Source organism: Halomonas organivorans (assembly GCF_014192055.1).
In the GTDB taxonomy this organism is placed as follows: domain Bacteria; phylum Pseudomonadota; class Gammaproteobacteria; order Pseudomonadales; family Halomonadaceae; genus Halomonas; species Halomonas organivorans.
Window position 1 is genome coordinate 53438 of the sequence record NZ_JACHXM010000005.1, and the last position, 23781, is coordinate 77218.

Consider the following 23781-nt stretch of genomic DNA (forward strand, 5'->3'; position numbering starts at 1 on the left):
CATGGGCCGACGCCCCCGTTTCGTGCTGGCCCTCATCTGGTGCAAGGTCGCGTCGTCGGTTGCACCAAAGGGGCACGTCGGAGGATATCGATGGCAAGTAATGCGTGTTTAATGCGTTGTTAATAAAGAAATAAAAAGATCTTGTGCGATTCTGGCGCGTCCCTTGCAAAAGGCTAGGGGCAGGGTGTTGCCCGGTGCACACCGTTGCCATCCATAACAACGATCCGGATCGCAAGGAGATCACCATGACCACACGTCGTTTTGCCATGCCCGCCCGCTGGTGGGCTGTGCCGCTGTTGAGCCTCGCCGTTACCGCGCCGGCATTCGCCGATGATGAACCGATCAAGGTCGGGATACTGCACTCGCTCTCCGGCACCATGGCCATCAGCGAGTCGACGCTCAAGGACACCATGCTGATGCTGATCGAGCAGCAGAACGACGCGGGTGGCCTGCTGGGCCGCGAGCTCGAGCCGGTGGTGGTCGACCCGGCCTCCGACTGGCCGCTGTTCGCCGAGAAGGCCCGCGAGCTGCTGGCCCAGGACGAGGTGGACGTGATCTTCGGCAACTGGACCTCGGTGTCGCGCAAGTCGGTGCTGCCGGTGGTCGAGGAACTCAATGGCCTGCTGTTCTATCCGGTGCAGTATGAAGGCGAGGAGTCGTCGGAGAACGTCTTCTATACCGGGGCGGCGCCCAACCAGCAGGCGATTCCGGCGGTCGACTACCTGATGAACCAGGTGGGCGTGGAGCGCTGGGTGCTGGCCGGCACCGACTATGTCTATCCGCGCACTACCAACAAGATCCTCGAGGCCTATCTCAAGGACCATGGCGTGGCCGACGACGACATCATGGTCAACTACACTCCCTTCGGTCATTCCGACTGGCAGAACATCGTCTCCGACATCAAGGACTTCGGCAGCCAGGGCAAGAAGACCGCGGTGGTCTCGACCATCAACGGCGACGCCAACGTGCCGTTCTACCGCGAGCTGGGCAACCAGGGCATCGACGCCGCGGACATCCCGGTGGTGGCCTTTTCGGTGGGCGAGCAGGAGCTCTCCGGCATCGACACTGCGCCGCTGGTCGGCCATCTGGCGGCCTGGAACTACTTCATGAGCGTCGATACCGACGCCAACTACGACTTCATCGACGACTGGATCGACTACACCGGCGACGAGATGGCGGTCACCAACGACCCGATGGAGGCCCACTACATCGGCTTCAACATGTGGGCCGAGGCCGTGCGCAAGGCCGGCACCACCGAGGTCGATGCGGTCAAGGACGCCATCATCGGCGTGTCCGTGCCCAACCTGACCGGCGGCTACGCCACCATGATGCCCAACCATCACATCACCAAGCCGGTGCTGATCGGCGAGATCCAGGACAACGGCCAGTTCTCCATCGTCTGGGAGACCCCGTCCACCGTGGCCGGCGATGCCTGGTCCGACTACCTGCCCGGCTCGCGTGACCTGATCAGCGACTGGCGCGCGCCGATGCGCTGCGGCAACTACAACGTCGTCGAAGGGCGCTGCGGCGGCGGTGCCGACGCCGAGGTGGCCTCGGCCGAATGAGCCGCTCCCCGGGTCGCGGTCGCGGCCCGGGGACTTTTCCTCCAATGTTTCTCCCTACTGACAGGACATGGTCATGAGGACGATTCGCTCCCTCGTGCAGGGGCTGCTGTGCCTGATCGTCGTCTCGCTCGCCGCGCCGGCCGCCCTGGCCGCCCCCGAGGACGACGGCCGGGCGCTGCTCGAGGCTCTCGACACCGATTCCTACGCCGCCAAGGGCGAGGCCGTGGCGGCCATCGCCGAGAGCGGCCATCCACAGAGCCGCGCCTGGCTCGAGGCGCTGCTCGACGGCAAGCTGCAGCGCCAGGAAGACAGCGGCCGCTTCGTGGTGGTGCTCGCCAATCGCGGCCGCCACTGGCCGGTGCGTGATGCGCTGAGCGACGAGGATCTCGGCGAGATGTCGCGCCGCGAGCTGGATCGCATCGGCATCAACAACGCGCTGCGCGGCCAGCTGCAGAACACCCTGGCGCTGCTCGACCTGCGCGCCCCGGACGTCTCGGCGCGCCGCGAGGCGGCCCGGGACCTGCTCGGCGAGGTGAGCTCGGCGATGGTCGAGCCGCTGACGGCCCTGGTGGAGGGCGAGGCCGACGAAGAGGTGCGCCGGTTGCTGAACCAGGCCATCGCCATCCGGCGCCTGGAGCGGGGCGATGTCGAGGCGGTGGAGGCGCTGTCCGGCAGCCTGAATGCTTCGGTGCGCTCGGCGCTCAGCGCCGCCGCCCGCAGTGACGACGCGGCCCTGGCCGAGGCCGCCACCCAGGCACTGGCCGGCATCGAGCAGAAGCAGAAGCTGAATGACGGCATCCAGACGCTGTATTTCGGCCTGTCGCTCGGCTCGGTGCTGGTGCTGGCGGCGATCGGCCTGGCCATCACCTTCGGCGTGATGGGCGTGATCAACATGGCCCACGGCGAGCTGATCATGCTCGGCGCCTACACCACCTGGGGCATGCAGCAACTGCTGCCGGGCCAGCCGGGCCTGGCGCTGCTGCTGTCGATTCCCGCAGGCTTCCTGGTTGCGGCACTGGCCGGCATCGTCATCGAGCGCAGCGTCATCCAGTTCCTCAAGGGCCGGCCGCTGGAGACCCTGCTGGCCACCTTCGGCGTCAGCCTGATCCTCCAGCAGTTGGTGCGCACCCTGATCTCGCCGCTCAACCGCACGGTGGTCTCGCCGGAGTGGATGAGTGGCTCGCTGATGATCAACGAGGGCCTGTCGCTGACCCTCAACCGCCTCTTCGTGCTGGGCTTCGCGCTGCTGGTGTTCGCCGGGCTGATGCTGGTGATGCGCCGCACCCGGCTGGGCCTGGAGGTGCGCGCCGTGACCCAGAACCGCGCCATGGCGCGCTCGATGGGCATCCGCGCGACGCGGGTCGACATCCTGACCTTCGCGCTGGGCTCCGGCGTGGCGGGCCTCGCCGGTGTGGCGCTGTCCCAGCTCACCAACGTGGGGCCCAACCTCGGCCAGAACTACATCATCGATTCGTTCATGGTGGTGGTGTTCGGCGGCGTGGGGAACCTCTGGGGCACCCTGGTGGCCGGGCTCACGCTTGGCGTCATCAACCAGGTGCTCGAGCCTTGGGCCGGCGCCGTGCTGGCCAAGATCCTGGTGCTCGTGTTCATCATCCTTTTCATTCAGAAACGCCCCCGCGGACTCTTTCCGCAGAAGGGCCGGGCGGCGGAGGGCTGATCCATGCTGGCTTCGAGATCCTGGCTGTCGCGGCCGTTCCGCGAGCGCTCGACGCAGATATTCCTCGGCGTGCTGCTGGCCGCACTGGCGGCTGTCACGCTGCTCAACCTGATCGTGCCGGCGGGGCATCCGCTGCACGTCTCGACTTATACCGTTACCTTGCTCGGCAAGTACCTGAGCTTTGCGCTGCTGGCGGTGGCGCTGGACCTGGTGTGGGGCTATCTCGGCATCCTGAGCCTCGGCCACGGCGCCTTCTTCGCCCTGGGCGGCTACGCCATGGGCATGTACCTGATGCGCCAGATCGGCGATCGGGGCGTCTATGGCGATCCGGTGCTGCCGGACTTCATGGTGTTTCTCGACTGGGACAGCCTGCCCTGGTACTGGCACGGCTTCGACATGGCGTGGTTTGCCTTTCTGATGGTGCTGCTGGCGCCGGGGCTGCTGGCGCTGGTGTTCGGTTTCCTGGCGTTCCGCTCGCGGGTCACCGGGGTCTATCTGTCGATCATCACCCAGGCGCTGACCTTCGCGCTGATGCTGGCCTTCTTCCGCAACGAGATGGGCTTTGGCGGCAACAACGGCCTGACCGACTTCAAGGAGCTGCTCGGCTTCGACCTGCGCAGCGACGCCACGCGGCTGGGGCTGTTCCTGGCTTCGGGGCTGGCGCTGGCGCTGGGCTACGTGCTGTGCCGGGCCATCGTCGCCAGCAAGCTGGGGCGCGTCAGCGTGGCCTGCCGCGACGCCGAGGCGCGCACGCGCTTCCTCGGCTATCGCGTCGAGCGCGTGCAGCTGTTCGTGTTCGTGGTCTCGGCGATGCTGGCCGGCGTGGCGGGGGCGCTCTACGTGCCCCAGGTCGGCATCATCAATCCCGGCGAGTTCTCGCCGATCTTCTCCATCGAGGTGGTGCTGTGGGTGGCCCTGGGCGGCCGCGGCACGCTCTACGGCGCGGTGATCGGGGCACTGGTGGTCAACTATGCCAAGACGGTGTTCACCGGGGTGATGCCGGAGGCCTGGCTGTTCGCCCTCGGCGGGCTGTTCGTGGTGGTCACGGTGCTGCTGCCGAAGGGCGTGGCCGGCCTGCTGGCGTCGCTGCGCCGCCGCCGAGACGACGGCGCCTCCGAGACACCCGCGCAAGGAGCGAGCTCATGAACCTGATCAAGGAGATGGCCAGCCGCGATCGCGTCTTCGACTTCATGGCGCCGGCGCGCTCGCCGGTGGACGTGCGCCACGGCCCCATCCTGTATCTGGAGGACGTCAGCGTCAGCTTCGACGGCTTCCGCGCCATCAATGACCTGAACCTGACCATCGACGACGGCGAGCTGCGCTGCATCATCGGCCCCAACGGCGCCGGCAAGACCACCATGATGGACATCATCACCGGCAAGACCCGGCCCGATCACGGCTCGGTGTGGTTCGGCAGCCGCCACGACCTGCTGACCATGAACGAGCCGCAGATCGCGAGCCTCGGCATCGGTCGAAAGTTCCAGAAGCCGACCACCTTCGAGGCCCTGACGGTGTTCGAGAACCTCGAGCTGGCCATGGCCGCCGACAAGCGCATCTGGCCGACGCTCACCGCCCGGCTGTCCGGCGAGGCGCGAGACCGCATCGATGAGGTGCTGGCCACCATTGGCCTGGCCGCGCACCGCGATCGGCCGGCCGGGATCCTCTCCCACGGCCAGAAGCAGTGGCTGGAGATCGGCATGCTGCTGATGCAGCGGCCGCGGCTGCTGCTGGTCGACGAGCCGGTGGCGGGGATGACCGAGCAGGAAATGGAGCGCACCGCCGAGCTGCTCACCGGCCTGGCCGGCCAGCAGTCGGTGGTGGTGGTCGAACACGACATGGGCTTCGTGCGCTCGATCGCGCGCACCGTGACGGTGCTGCACCAGGGCAGCGTACTGGCCGAGGGCAGCATGGATCAGGTGTCGAGCGACCCCAAGGTGGTCGAGGTCTATCTCGGGACCGAGTCGGACAACATGGAGGACGCTTGATGCTGAGCATTCGCGCACTCGATCAGTACTACGGCGAGAGCCATACCCTGTGGGGCGTCGACCTCGAGGTGCCGGCCGGGCAGTGCACCTGCGTGATGGGCCGCAACGGGGTAGGCAAGACCACCCTGATGAAGGCGGTGATGGGCGAGGTCGCGGTGGACTCGGGCAGCCTGCGTTACGCCGACGGCGTGGAGCTGACGCAGCGGCGAGTGGAGGACCGCTCGCGGCTGGGCATCGGCTACGTACCCCAGGGGCGCCAGATCTTCCCGCTGCTGACCGTGGAGGAGAACCTGCGCACCGGCCTGGCGGCCCGCGGCGACGGGGCGAAGCGCATTCCCGAGCGCATCTATGAGCTGTTCCCGGTGCTCGCCGAGATGCGCCATCGGCGTGGCGGCGACCTCTCCGGCGGCCAGCAGCAGCAGCTGGCCATCGGCCGAGCCCTGGTGCTGGAACCGAAGCTCTTGATCCTCGATGAGCCGGGGGAGGGCATCCAGCCCAATATCGTCGCCCAGATCGGCGAGGTGATCCGTCGGTTGATCCGCGAGGATGGCCTGACCGTACTGCTGGTCGAGCAGAAGCTGCCCTTCGCCCGGCGGTACGCCGACCGTTTCGCGATCCTGGATCGCGGCCGGCCGGTGGCCGAGGGGACGATCGACGCGCTCGACGACGAGCTGATCAAGACCCACCTGACCGTCTGAATGGTGCCGCCGGTCCTGCGCCTGCTGCGCTCTTCGGTCGCGGCAGGCGATTTGCGTCATGTTGGTGCGAAGAGCGTTTTTGCGATCGAGAAAGGTGCATTCACACGCGAAAAACGAGCCTTCCTGGTGCAGAACAGTTCTGGGATACGTTCTTGTGTACAAAATAAGTGGCTGTTTATTAGTGACTATTCGGTGATCTCACCAGATTGGTACGTAGCTTGCTAATGCTGAAGAGCAGGAGATTGGAAAACAGAACAGCCACCGGACTCACAGGACCCGTCGATGACCGCCATTCCGCGTGCCCTCCCGTTGCCTGCCGAGTCGGGCCATCGCTTCGACGGCGAGCGTCGTTGGGCGGCATCGCTGTCGCTGGCCTTCGATGCCCGCGCCGATGGCCATACCCGGATGCTCAAGGCTCGCCATCGGGGCCCGCTGCGGGTGCAGCGGCCCTTCTATCCGGAGCCCCCCGACGCGGCGGGCCGGCCCGGCGCCTGCCACGTCTATCTGCTGCATCCGCCCGGTGGGCTGGTCAGCGGCGACGAGCTCGCCATCGAGGCCCGGCTCGAGCCCGGCGCCCAGGCGCTGCTCACCACGCCGGCGGCCAACAAGCTTTATCGCGCCGACAGCCAGGGCGTGCGCTGGCACCAGCACACCCGGCTCTACGTGGCCGAGGACGCGCTGCTGGAGTGGCTGCCCCAGGAGACCATCGCCTTCGATGGCTCGAAGGGCAGCCAGATCACCGACATCGAGCTGGCCGCCGGCGCGCGCTGCCTGGGCTGGGAGGTGCTGGCGCTGGGGCGGCCGGCAAGCGAATTGCCCTATGTCTCCGGTGCCATCGAGCAGCGCTTTCGCCTGACCCGCGAGGGGTGCCCGCTGTGGCTGGAGCGCCAGGTGCTGGATCCGACCCATCGCCGTTTCCGCGGCGCCTGGGGGCAGGGCGGCGCCGGCGTCCAGGCGACGTTGTGGGCGGTGGGGCTCGACGACGAGGCGGACGCGATCGCCGCGCTGCGCGAGGCGTTGCCGGCGAGCCGTGAGTGGGCGGTGACGGTGCGCCAGGGCGTGCTGCTGCTGCGCTACCTGGGCAGTGAGCGCAACGTCGCCTGGTCGCTGTGTCAGCGGGCCTGGGAAGTGCTGCGTCCGCGTCTGGCCGGTCGCCCGGCCTGCGTGCCGCGGATCTGGCGGACCTGACGAGGCTTTGCCTCGGCTGTGGGCCACGAGCTACGGGCTACGAGCGGCTTTCAGCAAGCGCAATGCGACGGAGACTGCCCGAAGCCCGAAGCCCGAAGCCCGAAGCCGCTCTGGAAGAATCACCGAAGCCGAATTCATGAAGAGAGAGTCGCCCGTATGGAACTGACCCCGAGAGACAAGGACAAGCTGCTGCTGTTCACCGCCGGCCTGCTGGCCGAGCGGCGCCGCGCTCGCGGCCTGAAGCTGAACTATCCGGAGGCCGTGGCGCTGATCAGCTGCGAGATCATGGAAGGCGCCCGCGATGGCAGAAGCGTCGCCGAGCTGATGGGTGCGGGCCGCGAGATCCTCGGCCGCGACGACGTCATGGAGGGCGTGGCCGAGATGGTCGACGAGGTGCAGGTGGAGGCGACGTTCCCCGACGGAACCAAGCTTGTCACCATCCATCACCCCATTGTGTGAAGTGTGAGGCGGGAGGCGTAAGGCGTGAGGAGAGAACTTCTCACTCCTCACGCCTCGCTCCTCACTCCTCACCGCGACTGAAAGGAGCGAACCCATGATTCCCGGTGAATATCGGCTTCAGGACGGCGAGATCGCGCTCTGCGAGGGGCGTGAACGGATCACCCTCGAGGTAGCCAACACCGGCGATCGCCCGGTGCAGGTCGGTTCCCACTATCACTTCGCCGAGGCCAACCCGGCGCTGGTCTTCGATCGGGACCTGGCGCGCGGCCGGCGCCTCGACGTGGCCGCGGGCACGGCGATCCGCTTCGAGCCCGGCCAGTCGCGGGAGGTGACGCTGATCCCGTTCGTCGGCCATCGGCGCATCTACGGCTTCCGCGGCGAGGTCATGGGTGAGCTCTCCATCGCTCCCGAAGCCGAGCGTAAAGCCTCCATCGCTCCCGAAGCCGAGCGTAAAGCCTCCATCGCTCCCGAAGCCGAGCGTAATGCCTCTACCGCGCCGCCCTCCAATGCGCTCGAAGCCAATGACCAGGACAAGGGAGCGTCGTCATGAGCGATACCACACCTAACAAGATCAGCCGCCAGGCCTACGCCGACATGTACGGCCCCACGGTGGGCGATCGCGTGCGGCTGGGCGACACCGAGCTGTGGATCGAGGTCGAACGCGACGCCACCCACTACGGCGACGAGGTCAAGTTCGGCGGTGGCAAGGTGATCCGCGACGGCATGGGCCAGAGCCAGCGCGTGGACGACGCGGTCATGGATACCGTGATCACCAACGCCCTGATTCTCGACTGGTGGGGCATCGTCAAGGCCGACGTGGGTCTCCAGGGCGGGCGCATCGCGGCCATTGGCAAGGCCGGCAATCCGGACACCCAGCCCGACGTGGAAATCGTCGTCGGCCCCGGCACCGAGGTGATCGCGGGCGAGGGCAAGATCCTCACCGCCGGCAGCATCGATGCCCACATCCACTTCATCTGCCCGCAGCAGGTGGAGGAGGCGCTGGCCAGCGGCGTGACCACCATGCTCGGCGGCGGCACCGGCCCCGCCACCGGCTCGAACGCCACCACCTGCACTCCCGGCGCCTGGCACCTCGGCAAGATGCTCCAGGCGATCGACACCCTGCCGATGAACATCGGCCTGCTCGGCAAGGGCAACGCCAGCCTGCCCGAGGCGTTGGAGGCTCAGCTCGAGGCCGGCGCCATGGGACTCAAGCTGCACGAGGACTGGGGCACCACGCCGGCCTCCATCGATACCTGCCTGTCGGTGGCCGAGCGCTACGACGTGCAGATCGCCATCCATACCGACACCCTCAACGAGTCGGGCTTCGTGGAGGATACCCTGGGGGCGTTCAAGGAACGCGCCATCCACACCTATCACACTGAAGGTGCCGGGGGCGGCCACGCGCCGGACATCCTGACCGCCTGCGCCAAGCCCTACGTGCTGCCGTCGTCGACCAACCCGACCCGGCCTTATACCGTTAACACCATCGACGAGCATCTCGACATGCTGATGGTGTGCCACCACCTCGACCCGAACATCCCCGAGGACGTGGCCTTCGCCGACTCGCGCATCCGCCGCGAGACCATCGCCGCCGAGGACATCCTCCACGACCTGGGGGTGATCTCGATGATCGCCTCGGACTCCCAGGCCATGGGCCGGGTCGGCGAGGTGATCTGCCGCACCTGGCAGACCGCCCACAAGATGAAGCTGCAGCGTGGCCTGCTGCCCGAGGACGAGGCGCTCGGCGCCGACAACTTCCGCGCCAGGCGCTACATCGCCAAGACCACCATCAATCCGGCCATCACCCACGGCATCGGCCACGAGGTGGGCTCGGTGGAGGTCGGCAAGCTGGCCGACCTGGTGCTCTGGGACCCGGCCTTCTTCGGCGTCAAGCCGGCGCTGATCCTCAAGGGCGGCATGATCGCCGCCGCGCCGATGGGCGATCCCAACGCCTCGATCCCTACCCCGCAGCCGGTGCACTACCGGCCGATGTTCGGCGCCTTCGGTCGCGCCGCGAGCGCCACCCGGGTGACCTTCGTCAGCCAGGCGGCGCTGGATGCCGGCATCAAGGAGCGGCTGGGGCTCGACAGTCGGCTCGTTGCCTGCAAGGACGTGCGCGAGGTGAGGAAGGGCGATATGAAGCTCAACGACGCCTGCCCAGAGCTCAGCGTGGACCCGCAGACCTACGAGGTGCGCTGCGACGGCGAGCTCCTGACCTGCGAGCCGCTGGCCGAACTGCCCCTGGCCCAGCGTTACCACTTGTTTTGAGCCACGGGCTGCGAGCTACGAGCTATGAGCAACGGACTGCGAGCGACGGTACCCGGAGCCCGAAGCCGCTCTCGAAGGTCCACCGAAGCCCGAAGCCCGAAGCCCGAAGCCCGAAGCCGCTCTCGAAGGTCCACCGAAGCCCGGAGCCCGAAGCCCGAAGCCCGAAGCCGCTCTCGTAGGTCCACCGAAGCCCGGAGCCCGGAGCCCGGAACCGCTCTCGTAGGTCCACCGAAGCCCGCGACCCACAACAGGATGGAGACCATGCTGACATTGACCGAACGCCTGGGGCCGATCGAGGCGAGCGCCGCCGTCGATACCCTGACCCTCGACTATCAGACCCGTACCCGCGGGCGTTTCAAGGCGACCTCCGACGCCGGCCGCGAGGTCGGGGTCTTCCTCGACCGCGGGCCGGTGCTGCGCCACGGCGACGGGCTGAGCGGCGAGGACGGCCGGGTGATCCGCGTCCAGGCCGCCGTGGAGCCGGTGGTGACCGCGCGCCTCGAGGCGGGCCTGCCGCTGGCGCGGCTGAGCTATCACCTGGGCAACCGCCACGTGCAGCTGGCGATCGGCGCCGACGCCGATGCGGGGTCTACCGGTCTGGGCTGGGTGCGCTTCCCACCGGATCACGTGCTGGAGGAGCTGGCCGAGCGCCTGGGTGCGCGACTCGAGCACCACGCCGCGCCCTTCGATCCCGAGCCCGGCGCCTATGCGCGGGCCGGGGAGGGCGGCCATCACCACCCTCACAGCCACCAACACGGCGATCATCACGGTCATGATCATGCCCACTGAGTCCAGCGACGATCTGGCGTTGCTGGGGCTGATGCAGCTGGTCAGCCCGGCGCTGCCGATCGGTGCCTTCGCCTGGTCACAGGGCCTGGAAAGCGCCTTCGAGCTCGGCTGGGTGCGCGGCGAGGACGATCTCGGCGAGTGGCTGGAAGGCGTGCTCGACGACGGCCTCGCGCGCTGCGAATTGCCTGTCCTGGCGCGCTGCATGGCGGCCTGGGCCGAGGACGACGTTGAGGCGCTCGCTCACTGGAACGGCTGGCTCGCCGCCACCCGCGAGACCGCCGAGCTCGCCGCCGAGGAGGCGCGCCTCGGCGCCGCCCTGACGCGGCTGGTCACGAGCCTCGAGCTGACGCCGCCCGAGCCGTCCCGCCTCACCGGCATGGGCTATGTCGGCGTCTTCGCCTGGCTGGCGCTCGCCCGGGGCGTGACGCCTCGCCAGGCGCTGCTCGGCTTCGCCTGGGCCTGGCTCGAGAACCAGCTCGCCGTGGCCTGCAAGGCGCTGCCGCTCGGCCACACCGCCGCCCAGCGGTTGATCGAGCGTCTGCGCCCGTCGCTGGTGGCGGCGACGGACGCGGCCCTCGAGTACGACGACAACGAACTCGGCCCGATGCTGCCCGGTCTGGCGCTGGCCAGCGCCCAGCACGAGACCCAGTACTCGCGGTTGTTCAGGAGTTGAAGGATGAGGCTGCCGGGCCAGCGCGCTGCACTCCCACTCCACGCGTCCGAAACCCTGACGCCTCGGCCGGTCTCCCGCGGTCGGTGAGACGGCACATCCCTGTGCCTGCTCACCTCGATCTTCTGTCCCTGAAGATCGACTGCGTCGCCTCGGCCGAGTCGACAGCGGCCGCGCAAGGTGGATTCGGCAGCGACTGGCCTTCGGCATTGCAAACTTGATAGAGCCGCCATGGCGGACAAGGAGAGAAAAAATGACCCATTGCCTGCGTATCGGCGTCGGTGGCCCGGTGGGCTCCGGCAAGACGGCCCTGCTCAAGCAGCTGTGCCGGGCCCTGCGCGATTACTACGATATCGCCGTGGTCACCAACGATATCTACACCCGCGAGGACGCCGACTTCCTGACCCGCCACGAGGCGCTGCCGGCGGATCGCATCCTCGGCGTCGAGACCGGCGGCTGCCCGCACACCGCCATCCGCGAGGACGCGTCGATGAACCTGGCCGCCATCGACGACCTCCAGGCGCGCCACCCCAAGCTCGAGCTGGTGCTGGTCGAGTCCGGCGGCGACAACCTGTCGGCGACCTTCAGCCCCGAGCTCTCGGACCTGACGCTCTACGTGATCGATGTCTCCGCCGGCGACAAGATCCCGCGCAAGGGCGGCCCCGGCATCACCAAGTCGGATCTCTTGATCATCAACAAGATCGACATCGCCGAGCAGGTCCACGCCTCGCTCGCGGTGATGGAGCGCGACGCGAAGATGATGCGCGGCGAGCGTCCCTTCGTGTTCACCAACCTGCACGACGGGGTGGGCCTCGAGGAGATCATCGCCTTCATCCTCGACCGCGGCATGCTGCCGGAGCGCCGGCCACAGCACGCCACCATCGCGGACGAGTCGTAATCGACGCCGAGACCAGTGGGAGCGCGGCTTGCTGCGCCATGGTGCCGCCAGGCACCCCGTGCCAGGCCTGGCTCCCACGCTTCCATGGGGGTCACGCCGACGCGCGATGTCCCCCTGAGTTTCCCATCATTCCTGTGGTTAGGAGCTTGCTATGACACTGTCTTCCCTCGTTCGCTCGCGCACCCTGGGCGCCGCTTCCCTGATGCTGGTGGCCGGCAGCGCCTGGGCTCATCCCGGCCATGAGGTCGCCGGCGGCGGCTTCGCGGCGGGCCTGAGTCACCCGTTGTTCGGCCTCGATCACCTGCTGGCGATGCTGGCCGTCGGCCTGTTCAGCGTGCGTCAGTCGGCATCCATGGGCCGTCTGGCGCCGCTGCTGGCGGTGGGCGGCATGCTGCTTGGCGCCGGCCTGGCCTGGGCCGGCGTGGCGCTACCGGGCGTCGAGTTCGGTATCGCCCTGAGCGTGCTGCTGGCCGGCGTCCTGGTCGCTGCCCTCGTGCGGGTACCCGCGGCGCTGGGCAGCATCGCCGTGATCGCCTTCATGGTCTTCCACGGCCATGCTCACGCCGCCGAGATGCCTCACGGCGCCAGTACCCTGCTGTATCTGGCCGGCTTCAGCCTGGCGACCCTGGCCCTGACCTGTGTCGGCCGTCGCGTCGCCGGCTGGCTGATGGCCCGCGAGCAGCGGGTGCTGCGCGGCCTGGGCGCGGCCATCGCCGCCATGGGCGCGCTGTTCGCCATCGGCTGATCGCCCGCCGCAGCATGTCCTCGCGCCCGGCCTCGTGCCGGGCGCGCTGCGTTAGTGTGCGGTGTTCGGCGCGCTGCGTTAGTGCCGGCCACGCGCTATGCTGCGGCGATAAGCGAGGGCGACGGTGCCCTCGGGGATGCCAGGGAGGCGGGGTGAGATGCGTGGGACGAGGAGACGACGGATGTGGCCATGGATGCTCGGGGTGCTGCTGCTGGCCTGGCTGGCCATGGGCACCTGGCAACGCTACAAACCGCTGCCGGAGGGCGTCGGCCAGGCTCATCCACTTCGTGCTGCCGAGTCCCCGCGCCTGCTGACCGACGAGACCTGGTATGACGCCGAGGGCGAGCGGCACCGTCGACAGGCCATCTTCGACGAGGCGCTGGCGATGATCGGCCAGGCGAGTCGACTGGTGGTGGCCGACATGTTCCTGTTCAACGACTTTGCCGGTGAGGCCAATGGCGTCGACTTCCGCCCGCTGTCGGAGGAGCTTACCGAGGCGCTGGTGCGACAGCGCCGGCGCCATCCCGAGCTGCGCGCGATCCTGATCACCGATCCGTTGAACACGCTGTACGGCGGGCTGGAGCTCGATCACCTGGCGCGGCTGCGCGAGGCCGGCGTGGAGGTGGTGATCACCGACCTTGCGCGACTGCGCGCGTCCAATCCGCTGTGGTCGGGGCTGTGGCAACTGGGGCCGCGCTGGTTAGGCAACCAGGCTGCCGCCGGCTGGCTGCCCAATGCCCTGGGCCCGGGGCAAGTCACCCTGCGCAGCTATCTGGCGCTGGCCAACGTCAAGGCCAACCATCGCAAGACCCTGGTGGTCGACCAGGGCGACGGCTGGGCGGGGCTGGTGACCTCGGCCAATCCGCACGATGCCAGCAGCCTGCACGGCAACGTGGCGCTGCGCGTCGAGGGCGCGGCGGCCCTCGACCTGCTGGCCTCGGAGCGGGCGGTGGCAGGCTGGTCGGGCGTCACGGTGCCCGGCCCTGCACCACCGCGCGCCGAGGATGATATCCCCGGGGCGCGCTTGCAGCTGCTCACCGAAGGGGCGATCCGCGATGCGCTGGTGACCGCCGTGGAGCGGGCCGGGGAGGGCGACCGGCTGGATGTGGCGGTGTTCTACCTGGCCCATCGCGAGCTGATCGAGGCGCTGATCGCGGCGCAACGGCGCGGCGTCGAGGTGCGGGTGCTGCTCGATCCCAACCGCGAGGCCTTCGGCATCGACAAGGGCGGCATCCCCAACCGGCCGGTGGCCGACGAGCTGGTCGCGGCCGGCATCCCGGTACGCTGGTGCACTACCCGCGGCGAGCAGTGCCACACCAAGCTGCTGATGCGCCGTCCCGCCGATGGCGGTGAGGTCGAGCTGATCCTGGGGTCGGCCAACTTCACCCGGCGCAACCTCGACGACCTGAACCTGGAGACCAGCGTGCGGCTGCTGGGGCCGCCCAGCCTGCGGGCATTGGACGACGCCCAGGCCTTCTTCGCCCGCCGCTGGCAGTCCACGCCTGAACGTGCCACCAGCCGGCCCTACGACGAGGCCGATGCCGCCGGTGCGGTCGATTACTGGCGCTATCGGATAATGGAGGCCTCGGGACTGTCCACTTTCTGAGCGCCGTGGGGCGGATTGACAGCCGAGCGGGGGGCGACCAGCCTTGGCGTCATCCGCGGGATGATCGCGATGGCATCGGGAGAGGCGGCATGGAACGGTTATGGCTGGGTGTGAAGGTGGCGTTGCTGGCGTTGGTCATGGTCCTCATCGTGCAGAATCTGAACCTGGTGGAGGTGCATCTGCTGGCGTGGAGCGTCTCGATGCCGCTGGCGCTGCTGATCGCGGCGCTCTACCTGTTGGGCATGGTCAGCGGCCGCAGCCTGATGACGCTGATTCGTCGCCTAACGGGCCATGGACGACCCGAGAGAGAGCGTTGAGCGAGCTTAATCCACGTGAGTGATTGCACGATGTCGTGAATCCAGGTGCCAGGGCAGGCCCAGGCGGGCGTTGCGCTCCAGTTCGGCGATGACCTGGGCGCCGAGCAGCAGGATGATGGCGCCCGCCTCGAGGGTCAGCAGCACCACGATCAGCGTCGCCAGCGAGCCGTAGACGGCGTTGACGAAGGATAGATGGGCGAAATAATAGACCAGCAGCAGGCGAGCGCCTTCCCACAGCAGGGCGGCGACGAAGCCCCCGACCAGGGCGCGCCTGAGCGCGACCCGGACCACCGGCATCACCTTGTAGATCGCACTGAACAGCAGAAAGACGCCGACGAAGCTGGTCAGGTTCAGCGCCGTATTGGACAGCCCTGCCAGCGGCAGCTCCCGGCCGAGCAGCGCCATCCATAGCGTATTGACCGCATCCGCCAGGCTGACCAGCAGCGTCAGCCCCATCAGCCCGGCGCCCAGTACCACCATGAAGGCATAGGGCATCAGCACCGAGACCCACACCGAACGCCCCGCATGAGCGTCCGGGGCGTGGAAGATCAGTGCCAGCGCATCCTCCAGCATGCGGAAGGCAAAGGAGCTGAACACCAGCAGCACCGGCAGGCCGAGCAGCCCGATGGCATCCCGGGAGTCGAGCAGCGAGCGCACGGCATCGAGCAGCACCTCGGCGTGGGCCGGTGCCAGGTGGCGGGCCTGGATGGCCAGCACGGTAAGCAGCTGCTGCTCGTTGACCACCTGGGCGAGCAGTACCACCAGCAGGGCGAACAGCGGCACGATCGACAGCAGGATGTTGTAGCCCACGCCGCCGGCCAGCAGGATGCCGCGATTGCGCAGGAAGGCGCCGAGCACCCGCCAGGTGAAGCAGGTCGCTCTGCCGAGGAGTTGGAGCAGACGGTGTCGGGAGGGTGTTGCCGGAGCGTCGGACATGGGCAAGCCGGTCGAGAATCTTTCGGCATGATACGCTGACCGCCGTGATTCGCGTCAATCGCCTCGTTTCATCGCGTGTCCTTGGCGTGCCTGGTCATCCTGGCGTTGGTCGGGAGTGACGCCAAGTGGCGCCCCAGGGTGTATGCTGAATCGTCCCATCGCGCATGGCCCGGGAATGGGTCATGCCTACACATCGACCCATGTCAGGGAGAAAGCCGATGTCAGATAGTTCCATGCGACAGCTCTTTCAGGACAACCGAGTCAAGGGGCTGACCGCCGTTGCCGTGGTGGCCGTCGTCTGGGCGCTGTTCGCACAGTCCAGCGCCAGTTCCAGCAACGAAGCTCGCCGCTCCCTGGAGTCCCGCCTGGATGCGGCCCAGTCCGAGAATGACGAACTCCAGAGCCAGGTCGCCGAGCAGCAGGCGGCGCAATCCGAGGTCGAGGAACTGCAGGCGCGTACCGATGAGCTCGAGCAACAGCGCCAGGCGGCCGAAGCCGAACTGGAGAGCGTGACCGCCGAGGTGGAGCAGGCCAGGTCGCAGCTCGAGGAAGCCAACGCCGCCCTCGAGCCCTTGCAGTCCAAGGTCTCCGAGGCCGAGCAGCGGCTCGAGGAGCGTCAGGCGTCCCTGGAGGACACCGAGCAGCAGGTGGAAGACGCCACCCAGGCGCTTGACGAGGCGCAGGCGGCTCGCGACGAGGCCGTGCAAGCGAAGCAGCAGGCCGAGCGGCAGCGGGACAACCTGGTGGAGCAGGTGACCGAGCTCGAGCAGCAGCGCGGTGAACTCGAAGCCTCCCTGGCGCCGCTGCGCGAGGAACATCAACAGCTGCAGGCCCAGCGCGACGATGCCAGCAGCAAGCTGGATGCACTGAATACCAAGCTGCAGGAAGGCCGCGAGCAGCTGGCGGGGCTCGACACCAGGGTCGAGGCGCGCAGCCAGCAGTTGGCGCAGTTGAAGAGCGAGCTGGCCGGCTGGCGCGATGCCCTGGCCGACCTGGATGCCGAGATGACATCGCCTGCCGAGCCGGCCGCAATGCAGGACGGCGAGCAAGCGGCGTCGTCCACCGATTCGGGCGAGGATCAGTCGGCCGCATCGCAGGACGGCGAGAAAGCGGCGTCGTCTACCGACGCGAGCGAGGATCAGTCGGCCGCATCGCAGGACGGCGAGCAAGCGGCGTCGTCTACCGACGCGAGCGAGGATCAGTCGGACGCATCGCAGGACGGCGAGCAATCGGCGTCGTCCACTGAGGCGAACGAGGATCAGTCGGCCGCATCGCAGGACGGCGAGAAAGCGGCCTCGTCCACGGAGCCGGCTGGGGAACAACAGCCGCAACCTTCCGCTGGGAAGGATGCGTCATCGTCCGCATCAAGCGACAAGGCGGAAGCCCAGGAAGTCTGAACTCGGACGTACCGTCGACAAAGGGCGCGCTCAGGCGTGCCCTTTGTCGTTCATGGACATCCGTGACGTTGTATCGTGCGGTGAACGGCCAGGTATACTGGCATGACCCGACCCTCAGGAGGTCGGCCCCAAACGCATGAAGGAGCGAGTCGTGATCGAAGGGGTCAAGCATATCGTCGCCGTGGCATCCGGCAAGGGGGGCGTCGGCAAGTCCACCGTTGCCGTCAACCTGGCACTGGCCATGGCGGCCGAAGGCTATCGCGTGGGCATCCTGGATGCTGACATACATGGGCCCAGCCAGGCCCGGATGCTGGGCGTCGAGGAGGGTACGCGGCCGGAGGCCGCCGACGAGAAGCGCATGAAGCCACTGCGGGCGCACGGCCTGCAGGCCATGTCGATGGCCTTCATGGTCGACACCCGCGAGCCCATGGTGTGGCGCGGGCCCATGGTGGCCGGGGCCTTCCAGCAGTTGCTGACCCAGACCGTGTGGGATGACCTGGACGTGCTGTTCGTCGACATGCCGCCGGGTACCGGCGATATCCAGTTGACGCTGGCCCAGAAGGTGCCGGTGGACGGTGCGGTGATCGTCACCACGCCCCAGGACATCGCCCTGCTGGACGCCCGCAAGGGTATCGAGATGTTCCGCAAGGTGAACGTGCCGGTGTTCGGCGTGGTGGAGAACATGAGCCTGCACGTCTGCTCGAACTGCGGGCACAGCGAGCCGATCTTCGGCGAGGGCGGCGGCGAGCGCATCGCCGGCGAGTACGACACTCGCCTGCTGGGGCGGCTGCCGCTGGCGCTGGCCATCCGCGAGCAGGTCGATGGTGGCCGTCCCACGGTGGTTGCCGAGCCGGACGGCGAAGTGGCGGCGAGCTTCCGCGCCATGGCCCGCCAGGTGGCCGAACAGCTCGAGGGAGCGTCGCCGGACGAGGGGCCGGAAATCTCCTTCAGCGACTGACGTCGCCAGCGGCGCGAAAAGTGACGACCGCCTCCGGGGTCGCTATCATGGCGGCCCCCTTACGTTTCCACATCACCCAGCAGGACGACCCATGAGCATCAAATCCGACCACTGGATCCGCCGCATGGCCGAGCGGGATGGCATGATCGAGCCCTTCGAGGCCGACCAGGTGCGCTATGTGAACGATCGGCGGGTGATCTCCTACGGGACGTCCAGCTACGGCTACGACGTGCGCTGTGCCGACGAGTTCAAGGTGTTCACCAACATCCACTCGGCGGTGGTCGATCCCAAGGGGTTCGACGACAAGAGCTTCGTCGACATCAAGGGCGACGTCTGCGTGATTCCGCCCAACTCCTTCGCCCTGGCGCGCACCGTGGAGTATTTCCGCATCCCGCGTAGCGTGCTGACCATCTGCCTCGGCAAGTCGACCTATGCGCGCTGCGGGATCATCGTCAACGTCACGCCGCTGGAGCCGGAGTGGGAAGGGCACGTGACCCTGGAGTTTTCCAACACCACCAACCTGCCGGCCAAGATCTACGCCAACGAAGGCGTGGCCCAGATGCTGTTCCTGGAGTCCGACGAGGTCTGCGCGACCTCCTACAAGGACCGCGGCGGCAAGTATATGGGGCAGAGAGGCGTGACCCTCCCGCGTACCTGACCGGCCTTCGGACGTAAGCTTGAAGAGCGGTGCTCCGCACCTGGAAGAACGCCCGCTTCGCGGACGTAAGCTTGAAGAGCGGTGCTGCGCACCTGGAAGAACGCCCGCTTCGCGGGCTTAAGCTGGAAGCTTGAAGAAAACCTGGCCGGGCTTCGCCCGGAGCTTGAAGTCATAAGCTTGAAGCTTGCAGAAAACCCTTGACCCGATGATGGCGGGGTTCATGCTGCCTTCCAGCTTCCAGCTTCCAGCTTCCAGCTTCCAGCTTCCAGCTTCCAGCTTCCAGCTTCCAGCTTACAGCTTACAGCTCCCGATCCTCGTCCAGCTCCTCGGTGGCGTCGGCGTGGGACATGCGCAGGCCCTGTTCCGGGAGCGGGGTGCCGTCGAAGCGGGCGCCGCCGTCGCGGAACTGCAGGCGGCCTTCCAGGCACCACTTCACGGCGATCGGGTAGATCAGGTGCTCGCGGGCGTGGACCTTCTCCTTGAGGCTGTCCTCGCTCTCGTCCTCGGCCACCTCGACGGCGGCCTGCAGCAGCACCGGGCCGCCGTCGAGCTCCTCGGTGACGAAGTGCACGCTGCAGCCGTGCTCGGCGACGCCGTCGGCCAGCGCCCGGGCGTGGGTGTGCAAGCCCTGGTAGGCCGGCAGCAGCGAGGGGTGGATATTGATCAGCCGGCCCAGGAAGCGTTGCACGAAGCGCGGGGTGAGGATGCGCATGAAGCCGGCCAGCACCACCAGGTCGGGCTCGTGGCGCTCGATGACCTTGATCAGGGCGCCGTCATAGGCCTCGCGGCTATCGTATTCGCGGTGGGGCAGGGCGACGGCGTCGATGCCGGCTTCTTGGGCGCGCTTGAGACCGTAGGCATCGGCCTGGTTGGAGATCACCGCGACGATCTCGCCGCCCAGGCGGTCGTGTTGCTGCTCGTCGATCAGCGCCTGGAGGTTGCTGCCGTTGCCGGAGATCAGTACCACCACCCGCCGAGCCTCGGCGGGCTCGGGGGTGAAGTCCTGCAGGGTATCGCTGGTGTAGCCGGTCTCGCTCATGCCTTGAGGTTCTCCAGCCGCACCGCTTCCTCGTCCTCGCCGCGGGCAACGATCTCGCCGATCCGATAGACCGTCTCGCCGAGGCCCTGCAGATGGGCGCGGGCCTGATCGGCCTTGTCCGCGGGCACCGCGATCACCATGCCGATGCCGCAGTTGAGCACCCGATACATCTCGCTTTCCTCGACGTTGCCCTGCTGCTGCAGCCAGTCGAACACCGCCGGGCGCTCCCAGCTGGCGACGTCGACGCGAGCCGCCGCACCTTCGGGCAGCACGCGCGGCAGGTTCTCGGTGAGGCCGCCGCCGGTGATGTGCGACAGGGCATGCACCGGCACGTCGGTTTCCTTGAGCAGCGACAGCAGCGGCTTGACGTAGATCCGGGTCGGCGCGAGCAGCGCCTCGCCCAGCGGCCTGCCGTCGATGGCGGTCTCCAGTGACGCGCCGGAGACCTCGAGGATCTTGCGGATCAGCGAGTAGCCGTTGGAGTGAGGGCCGGAGGAGGCCATGCCCAGCAGCACGTCGCCCTCGGCGACCCGGCTGCCGTCGAGGATCTCGTCCTTCTCGACCACGCCGACGCAGAAACCGGCCAGGTCGTAGTCGCTGCCGTCGTACATGCCGGGCATCTCGGCCGTTTCGCCGCCCACCAGGGCGCAGCCGGCCTGTTCGCAGCCCTTGCCGATACCGGTCACCACGTCGGCGGCGATGTCCACGTCGAGCTTGCCCGTGGCATAGTAGTCGAGGAACAGCAGCGGCTCGGCGCCGGCCACCACCAGGTCGTTGACGCACATGGCCACCAGGTCGATGCCGATGGTGTCGTGGCGGCCCAGGTCCATGGCCAGGCGCAGCTTGGTGCCCACGCCGTCGGTGCCGGTGACCAGCACCGGCTCGCGGTAGCCGCTGGGCAGCTGGCACAGGGCGCCGAAGCCGCCCAGGCCGCCCATCACCTCGGGGCGGCTGGTGCGCTTGGCGACGCCCTTGATGCGGTCGACCAGGGCGTTGCCGGCATCGATGTCGACGCCGGCGTCCTTGTAGCTGAGAGAGGCGCCGCTCGGGCGGTTGGTGGAATCGGTCATGGCCTGTCCTGTATGAACATTGCGATCGATGAAACCCGTGGAGGTCGCGGCTCCGTCGGGCTGGGCAAGATGGGGCGTGAATTGTAGCATCACCACGCACGGCTCGCACCGCCGTGCCAGGCATCACACAGGGAGAGCGAGATGCGCAGACAGGGGTGGATCCTGGTCGCTACGGTGGCACTGGGACTGTGGTTCTTCATCAGCATCGAACCGGTGCTGATGCCATTTTTCGTCAGCATGGTGCTGGCCTATCTCGGCGACCCGCTGGCCGATCGCCTGGAAGACATGGGACTGTCGCGGCGACTGTCGGTGTCGGTGGTGTTCCTGCTGCTGACGCTGGTGATCGTGTTGACCCTGCTGCTGGTGATTCCGCTGCTGGGACGCCAGATCGGCCAGGTGGTCCAGCTGCTGCCCGCCGCCCTGGACTGGGTGCAGGCCACGGTGCTTCCCGAGGTCCGCAGCCTGACCGGCATCGACCTGGGGACGGACTTCGACCAGCTGCGCCAGGCGCTGCTCGACAACTGGCGTGAGACCGGCACCTTCGCCGCCACACTGCTGGCCAAGGTCTCGCAGTCGGGGCTGGCGCTGGCGGCTTGGGTAGGCAACCTGGCGCTGATACCGGTGGTGACCTTCTACCTGCTGCTGGATTGGGACATCCTGGTGGCCAAGGTGAGAGGGTCGCTGCCGCGGCACTGGGAGCCCGCCGCGGTACGCTTGGCCGGGGAATGCGACGAGGTGCTGGCCGCTTTCCTGCGTGGCCAGTTGATCGTGATGCTGTGCCTGGGCGTCATCTACGCCGTCGGCCTGACCCTGCTGGGGGTCAAGTTCGGGCTGCTGATCGGGCTGCTGTCCGGCCTGGCCAGCATCGTCCCCTACCTGGGAGTGATCGTCGGCATCAGCGTCGCCGGCGTGGTGACCTTCTTCCAGTTCGGCGACTGGCTGATGCTGCTCGCCGTGGGCGGGGTCTTCGGCTTCGGCCAACTGGTGGAGAGCACGGTACTGCAGCCGAAGCTGCTGGGCGACAAGATCGGCCTGCACCCGGTGGCGGTGATCTTCGCCGTGCTGGCCGGCGGCCAGCTGTTCGGCTTCACCGGGATCCTGCTGGCACTGCCGGTGGCGGCCGTGGTGATGGTGGTGTTGCGTTATCTCCACGAGCATTATAAAAACAGCACACTTTACGATTCGGGCCGCAGGCCCCAGGACGAGGAGTCGCCATGAGTCGAGCACCCGCGCAGCTGCCGCTGGGCGTGGGGCTGCGCGACGACGCCACCTTCGCCAACTTCCATCCCGGCCCCGGCGCCGCCCTGGTCGATCGTCTGAAGCACCAGCTCGACGATGACGGCGAGCCGTTCCTGTATCTCTGGGGCAGTGAGGGCGTAGGTCGCAGCCACCTGTTGCAGGCGGCCTGTCACGCCGCTTCGGATCGCGATCGGCGAGCGCTCTACCTGCCGCTCGAAGAACTCGGCCACTTCCCGCCACTGATGCTGGAGGAGGTGGAGCGGCTCGACCTGGTGGCCATCGACGATCTCGAGCGGGTGGTGGGGCGAAAGCGCTGGGAAGAAGCGCTGTTTCATGCCTTCAATCGCTTGCGCGATGCGGGGCGTCGCCTGGTGATCGCCGCCGAGGCGCCGCCGCGGCAGCTGGCCGTGAAGCTTCCGGATCTGGCCTCTCGGCTGACCTGGGGAATGACCTTCCATGTCCAGGGGCTCGGTGACGACGACCGACTTGCCGCCCTGCAATTACGGGCGCGGATGCGGGGCATGCAGCTACCCGACGAGGTGGCGCGCTACATCCTGCACCGCGGGCCTCGCACGCTGGAGGCGCTGTTCGAGTCCCTGGAGACGCTGGACCATGCCTCGCTTTCCGCCCAGCGCAAGCTGACCATTCCGTTCGTCAAGCAGGCGCTGGGCTGGTAGTCAGGGGATGAAGTGGCCCGTGACGACCGCTGTCACTCCTGCTGGCCGCACAGCCATTCGGTATCGAATCGGAAGGCGTTGAGGACGTCGTCCTGGGTGAAGCCGTTGTCCTCGAGGATGTCTTGCCAGGCTTGGGTATTGCGGTAGTCGAGCAGTACCTCATCGAAGGCATCGCGCAGCGTCGTGGCGTCCAGAGGGAAGGTGAAGGCGCCCCAGCTTCTCACGATCTCCCCGTTCACCTTGGGATCCTCGAAGTTCTGTACCACCTCGACCTCGGGGCTCTGCTCTTCCAATCGGCTCACCGTGAGCCCGGTGCCGGCGTAGGCATCGGCCCGGTCGTCGAGCAGGGTGTCGATGGCCGCTGCGTTGTCGTCGATGACCACCACCTGGTCTTCCGGAACGCCCAGTGCCGTCATGATGTCGACCTGGGTGGCGCCCCCCAGCACCGCTACGCGGATGTCGTCGCGGTCGGCGAAGTCCGCGTAGCCGTTGATTTCGAGCGGGTTGGCGGCGCGCACCAGCAGGCCTTCCCCGTAGGAGGTGTTGGGGGCCGAGAACAGCACCCGCTGGCAGCGTTCCGGGCGAATCGCCATCTCGGCGGCGGCCATGTCGAAGCGGCCTTCCTCCAGGCCGGGGATCAGGTCGCCGAAGGACGTCACGACCCATTCGATGTCATCGATGCCGAGCTCTCCCAGCACGTGTCGCGCCACCTCGGGACCGGGGCCTTGCCCCTGGCCGCTGTCGTCGAGATAGCCGTAGGGCACCTCGTTGGCCACCGCGACGCGAATGCTGCCCTGTTCCTGCAGCTCGTCGAGGCTGGCGGCCTGCGCCGAGCCGACGACGGTCAGGGCCAGGGGAAGTGCCCACCAGGCCAGCATGCCCCGGCCGACGTCGTGCGTGCTCCGTTCCATGTCGTCTTCTCCCGATTCGGGCTCCCGATC

23 protein-coding genes and 1 pseudogene are annotated in these 23781 nt (G+C 67.7%); 20 read left to right on the forward strand and 4 right to left on the reverse strand.

What is annotated here, in order from left to right; genetic code table 11:
* The first annotated feature begins 245 nt into the window (after window positions 1-245).
* The 15 genes and pseudogenes from urtA (at window position 246) to FHR96_RS07255 (ending at window position 14866) form a co-directional block, all read left to right on the forward strand.
* The gene (gene urtA, locus FHR96_RS07185) at window positions 246-1565 is read left to right on the forward strand and encodes an urea ABC transporter substrate-binding protein (protein WP_183386990.1); all 1320 of its coding nucleotides are present in this window, start codon (window positions 246-248) and stop codon (window positions 1563-1565) included.
* Between the two features lie 73 nt (window positions 1566-1638).
* Entirely contained in the window at window positions 1639-3243 is a 1605-nt protein-coding gene (urtB, locus tag FHR96_RS07190; RefSeq protein ID WP_183386991.1) for an urea ABC transporter permease subunit UrtB, read from the forward strand.
* Window positions 3244-3246: 3 nt separating this feature from the next.
* Entirely contained in the window at window positions 3247-4389 is a 1143-nt protein-coding gene (urtC, locus tag FHR96_RS07195; protein ID WP_183386992.1) for an urea ABC transporter permease subunit UrtC, read from the forward strand.
* The gene (gene urtD, locus FHR96_RS07200) at window positions 4386-5228 is read left to right on the forward strand and encodes an urea ABC transporter ATP-binding protein UrtD (protein ID WP_183386993.1); all 843 of its coding nucleotides are present in this window, start codon (window positions 4386-4388) and stop codon (window positions 5226-5228) included. Before urtC ends, urtD begins: the two co-directional genes overlap by 4 nt.
* Window positions 5228-5926 carry an urea ABC transporter ATP-binding subunit UrtE gene (urtE, locus tag FHR96_RS07205; RefSeq protein WP_183386994.1) on the forward strand — a complete coding sequence of 233 codons (699 nt, stop codon included), beginning with the start codon at window positions 5228-5230 and terminating at the stop codon, window positions 5924-5926. The genes urtD and urtE overlap by 1 nt, the downstream gene beginning before the upstream one ends.
* A 282-nt stretch (window positions 5927-6208) precedes the next feature.
* The gene (locus FHR96_RS07210) at window positions 6209-7114 is read left to right on the forward strand and encodes an urease accessory protein UreD (protein WP_183386995.1); all 906 of its coding nucleotides are present in this window, start codon (window positions 6209-6211) and stop codon (window positions 7112-7114) included.
* A gap of 156 nt (window positions 7115-7270) precedes the next feature.
* Window positions 7271-7573 (forward strand): urease subunit gamma, encoded by a 303-nt coding sequence (ureA, locus tag FHR96_RS07215; protein WP_183386996.1) that lies wholly within the window; start codon window positions 7271-7273, stop codon window positions 7571-7573.
* Window positions 7574-7667: 94 nt separating this feature from the next.
* Window positions 7668-7970 (forward strand): annotated as a pseudogene (locus FHR96_RS07220) (urease subunit beta); the annotation flags it as partial.
* A gap of 149 nt (window positions 7971-8119) precedes the next feature.
* Entirely contained in the window at window positions 8120-9841 is a 1722-nt protein-coding gene (ureC, locus tag FHR96_RS07225) for an urease subunit alpha (RefSeq protein WP_183386998.1), read from the forward strand.
* A 261-nt stretch (window positions 9842-10102) separates the two neighbouring features.
* The gene (gene ureE, locus FHR96_RS07230) at window positions 10103-10630 is read left to right on the forward strand and encodes an urease accessory protein UreE (protein ID WP_183386999.1); all 528 of its coding nucleotides are present in this window, start codon (window positions 10103-10105) and stop codon (window positions 10628-10630) included.
* The gene (locus tag FHR96_RS07235) at window positions 10620-11303 is read left to right on the forward strand and encodes an urease accessory protein UreF (protein WP_183387167.1); all 684 of its coding nucleotides are present in this window, start codon (window positions 10620-10622) and stop codon (window positions 11301-11303) included. Before ureE ends, FHR96_RS07235 begins: the two co-directional genes overlap by 11 nt.
* A gap of 250 nt (window positions 11304-11553) precedes the next feature.
* The gene (gene ureG / locus FHR96_RS07240; RefSeq protein WP_183387000.1) at window positions 11554-12198 is read left to right on the forward strand and encodes an urease accessory protein UreG; all 645 of its coding nucleotides are present in this window, start codon (window positions 11554-11556) and stop codon (window positions 12196-12198) included.
* Between the two features lie 151 nt (window positions 12199-12349).
* Entirely contained in the window at window positions 12350-12943 is a 594-nt protein-coding gene (locus FHR96_RS07245) for a HupE/UreJ family protein (protein ID WP_183387001.1), read from the forward strand.
* A 181-nt stretch (window positions 12944-13124) separates the two neighbouring features.
* The gene (locus FHR96_RS07250) at window positions 13125-14549 is read left to right on the forward strand and encodes a phospholipase D family protein (protein WP_183387002.1); all 1425 of its coding nucleotides are present in this window, start codon (window positions 13125-13127) and stop codon (window positions 14547-14549) included.
* Window positions 14550-14638: 89 nt separating this feature from the next.
* Window positions 14639-14866, forward strand: coding sequence for a LapA family protein (locus FHR96_RS07255; protein ID WP_183387003.1), 228 nt, complete (start codon window positions 14639-14641; stop codon window positions 14864-14866).
* 6 nt (window positions 14867-14872) lie between these two features.
* On the opposite strand, the gene FHR96_RS07260 is transcribed toward FHR96_RS07255, so the two are convergent.
* Window positions 14873-15802, reverse strand: coding sequence for a YihY/virulence factor BrkB family protein (locus FHR96_RS07260; protein WP_183387004.1), 930 nt, complete (start codon window positions 15800-15802; stop codon window positions 14873-14875).
* A gap of 218 nt (window positions 15803-16020) precedes the next feature.
* On the opposite strand from FHR96_RS07260, the gene FHR96_RS07265 reads away from it, so the two are divergent.
* The 3 genes from FHR96_RS07265 (at window position 16021) to dcd (ending at window position 18815) form a co-directional block, all read left to right on the forward strand.
* Window positions 16021-17199: a hypothetical protein gene (locus tag FHR96_RS07265; RefSeq protein WP_183387005.1), complete on the forward strand. Its 1179-nt coding sequence runs from the start codon at window positions 16021-16023 to the stop codon at window positions 17197-17199.
* Between the two features lie 136 nt (window positions 17200-17335).
* Window positions 17336-18157 carry an iron-sulfur cluster carrier protein ApbC gene (apbC, locus tag FHR96_RS07270; protein ID WP_183387006.1) on the forward strand — a complete coding sequence of 274 codons (822 nt, stop codon included), beginning with the start codon at window positions 17336-17338 and terminating at the stop codon, window positions 18155-18157.
* 91 nt (window positions 18158-18248) lie between these two features.
* A complete protein-coding gene (gene dcd / locus FHR96_RS07275) occupies window positions 18249-18815 on the forward strand; it encodes a dCTP deaminase (protein ID WP_183387007.1) in 567 nt (188 codons plus the stop codon).
* Window positions 18816-19113: 298 nt separating this feature from the next.
* Here dcd and purN read toward each other — a convergent pair whose 3' ends face one another.
* Window positions 19114-19854 (reverse strand): phosphoribosylglycinamide formyltransferase, encoded by a 741-nt coding sequence (gene purN / locus FHR96_RS07280; RefSeq protein WP_183387008.1) that lies wholly within the window; start codon window positions 19852-19854, stop codon window positions 19114-19116.
* A complete protein-coding gene (gene purM / locus FHR96_RS07285) occupies window positions 19851-20924 on the reverse strand; it encodes a phosphoribosylformylglycinamidine cyclo-ligase (RefSeq protein WP_183387009.1) in 1074 nt (357 codons plus the stop codon). Before purM ends, purN begins: the two co-directional genes overlap by 4 nt.
* 141 nt (window positions 20925-21065) lie before the next feature.
* Here purM and FHR96_RS07290 point away from each other — a divergent pair, with 141 nt between their 5' ends.
* The gene (locus FHR96_RS07290; RefSeq protein ID WP_183387010.1) at window positions 21066-22142 is read left to right on the forward strand and encodes an AI-2E family transporter; all 1077 of its coding nucleotides are present in this window, start codon (window positions 21066-21068) and stop codon (window positions 22140-22142) included.
* Window positions 22139-22840, forward strand: a complete 702-nt coding sequence (gene hda / locus FHR96_RS07295; protein ID WP_183387011.1) for a DnaA regulatory inactivator Hda — start codon at window positions 22139-22141, stop codon at window positions 22838-22840. The genes FHR96_RS07290 and hda overlap by 4 nt, the downstream gene beginning before the upstream one ends.
* Window positions 22841-22872: 32 nt before the next feature.
* Here the strand turns inward: hda and ehuB are convergent, their stop codons facing one another.
* Window positions 22873-23751, reverse strand: coding sequence for an ectoine/hydroxyectoine ABC transporter substrate-binding protein EhuB (ehuB, locus tag FHR96_RS07300; protein ID WP_183387012.1), 879 nt, complete (start codon window positions 23749-23751; stop codon window positions 22873-22875).
* Window positions 23752-23781: the final 30 nt, after the last annotated feature.

Bases quoted from the DNA above. Each gene is read 5' to 3' on its own strand.
- purM (WP_183387009.1), bottom strand. From the start codon at position 20,924: ATGACCGATTCCACCAACCGCCCGAGCGGCGCCTCTCTCAGCTACAAG.
- ureG (WP_183387000.1), top strand. From the start codon at position 11,554: ATGACCCATTGCCTGCGTATCGGCGTCGGTGGCCCGGTGGGCTCCGGC.
- FHR96_RS07250 (WP_183387002.1), top strand. From the start codon at position 13,125: ATGTGGCCATGGATGCTCGGGGTGCTGCTGCTGGCCTGGCTGGCCATG.
- ureA (WP_183386996.1), top strand. From the start codon at position 7,271: ATGGAACTGACCCCGAGAGACAAGGACAAGCTGCTGCTGTTCACCGCC.
- FHR96_RS07255 (WP_183387003.1), top strand. From the start codon at position 14,639: ATGGAACGGTTATGGCTGGGTGTGAAGGTGGCGTTGCTGGCGTTGGTC.
- FHR96_RS07245 (WP_183387001.1), top strand. From the start codon at position 12,350: ATGACACTGTCTTCCCTCGTTCGCTCGCGCACCCTGGGCGCCGCTTCC.
- ureC (WP_183386998.1), top strand. From the start codon at position 8,120: ATGAGCGATACCACACCTAACAAGATCAGCCGCCAGGCCTACGCCGAC.
- FHR96_RS07235 (WP_183387167.1), top strand. From the start codon at position 10,620: ATGCCCACTGAGTCCAGCGACGATCTGGCGTTGCTGGGGCTGATGCAG.
- urtB (WP_183386991.1), top strand. From the start codon at position 1,639: ATGAGGACGATTCGCTCCCTCGTGCAGGGGCTGCTGTGCCTGATCGTC.
- urtC (WP_183386992.1), top strand. From the start codon at position 3,247: ATGCTGGCTTCGAGATCCTGGCTGTCGCGGCCGTTCCGCGAGCGCTCG.
- FHR96_RS07260 (WP_183387004.1), bottom strand. From the start codon at position 15,802: ATGTCCGACGCTCCGGCAACACCCTCCCGACACCGTCTGCTCCAACTC.
- apbC (WP_183387006.1), top strand. From the start codon at position 17,336: ATGAAGGAGCGAGTCGTGATCGAAGGGGTCAAGCATATCGTCGCCGTG.
- urtA (WP_183386990.1), top strand. From the start codon at position 246: ATGACCACACGTCGTTTTGCCATGCCCGCCCGCTGGTGGGCTGTGCCG.
- purN (WP_183387008.1), bottom strand. From the start codon at position 19,854: ATGAGCGAGACCGGCTACACCAGCGATACCCTGCAGGACTTCACCCCC.
- FHR96_RS07290 (WP_183387010.1), top strand. From the start codon at position 21,066: ATGCGCAGACAGGGGTGGATCCTGGTCGCTACGGTGGCACTGGGACTG.
- ehuB (WP_183387012.1), bottom strand. From the start codon at position 23,751: ATGGAACGGAGCACGCACGACGTCGGCCGGGGCATGCTGGCCTGGTGG.
- urtE (WP_183386994.1), top strand. From the start codon at position 5,228: ATGCTGAGCATTCGCGCACTCGATCAGTACTACGGCGAGAGCCATACC.
- urtD (WP_183386993.1), top strand. From the start codon at position 4,386: ATGAACCTGATCAAGGAGATGGCCAGCCGCGATCGCGTCTTCGACTTC.
- ureE (WP_183386999.1), top strand. From the start codon at position 10,103: ATGCTGACATTGACCGAACGCCTGGGGCCGATCGAGGCGAGCGCCGCC.
- FHR96_RS07210 (WP_183386995.1), top strand. From the start codon at position 6,209: ATGACCGCCATTCCGCGTGCCCTCCCGTTGCCTGCCGAGTCGGGCCAT.
- hda (WP_183387011.1), top strand. From the start codon at position 22,139: ATGAGTCGAGCACCCGCGCAGCTGCCGCTGGGCGTGGGGCTGCGCGAC.
- dcd (WP_183387007.1), top strand. From the start codon at position 18,249: ATGAGCATCAAATCCGACCACTGGATCCGCCGCATGGCCGAGCGGGAT.
- FHR96_RS07265 (WP_183387005.1), top strand. From the start codon at position 16,021: ATGTCAGATAGTTCCATGCGACAGCTCTTTCAGGACAACCGAGTCAAG.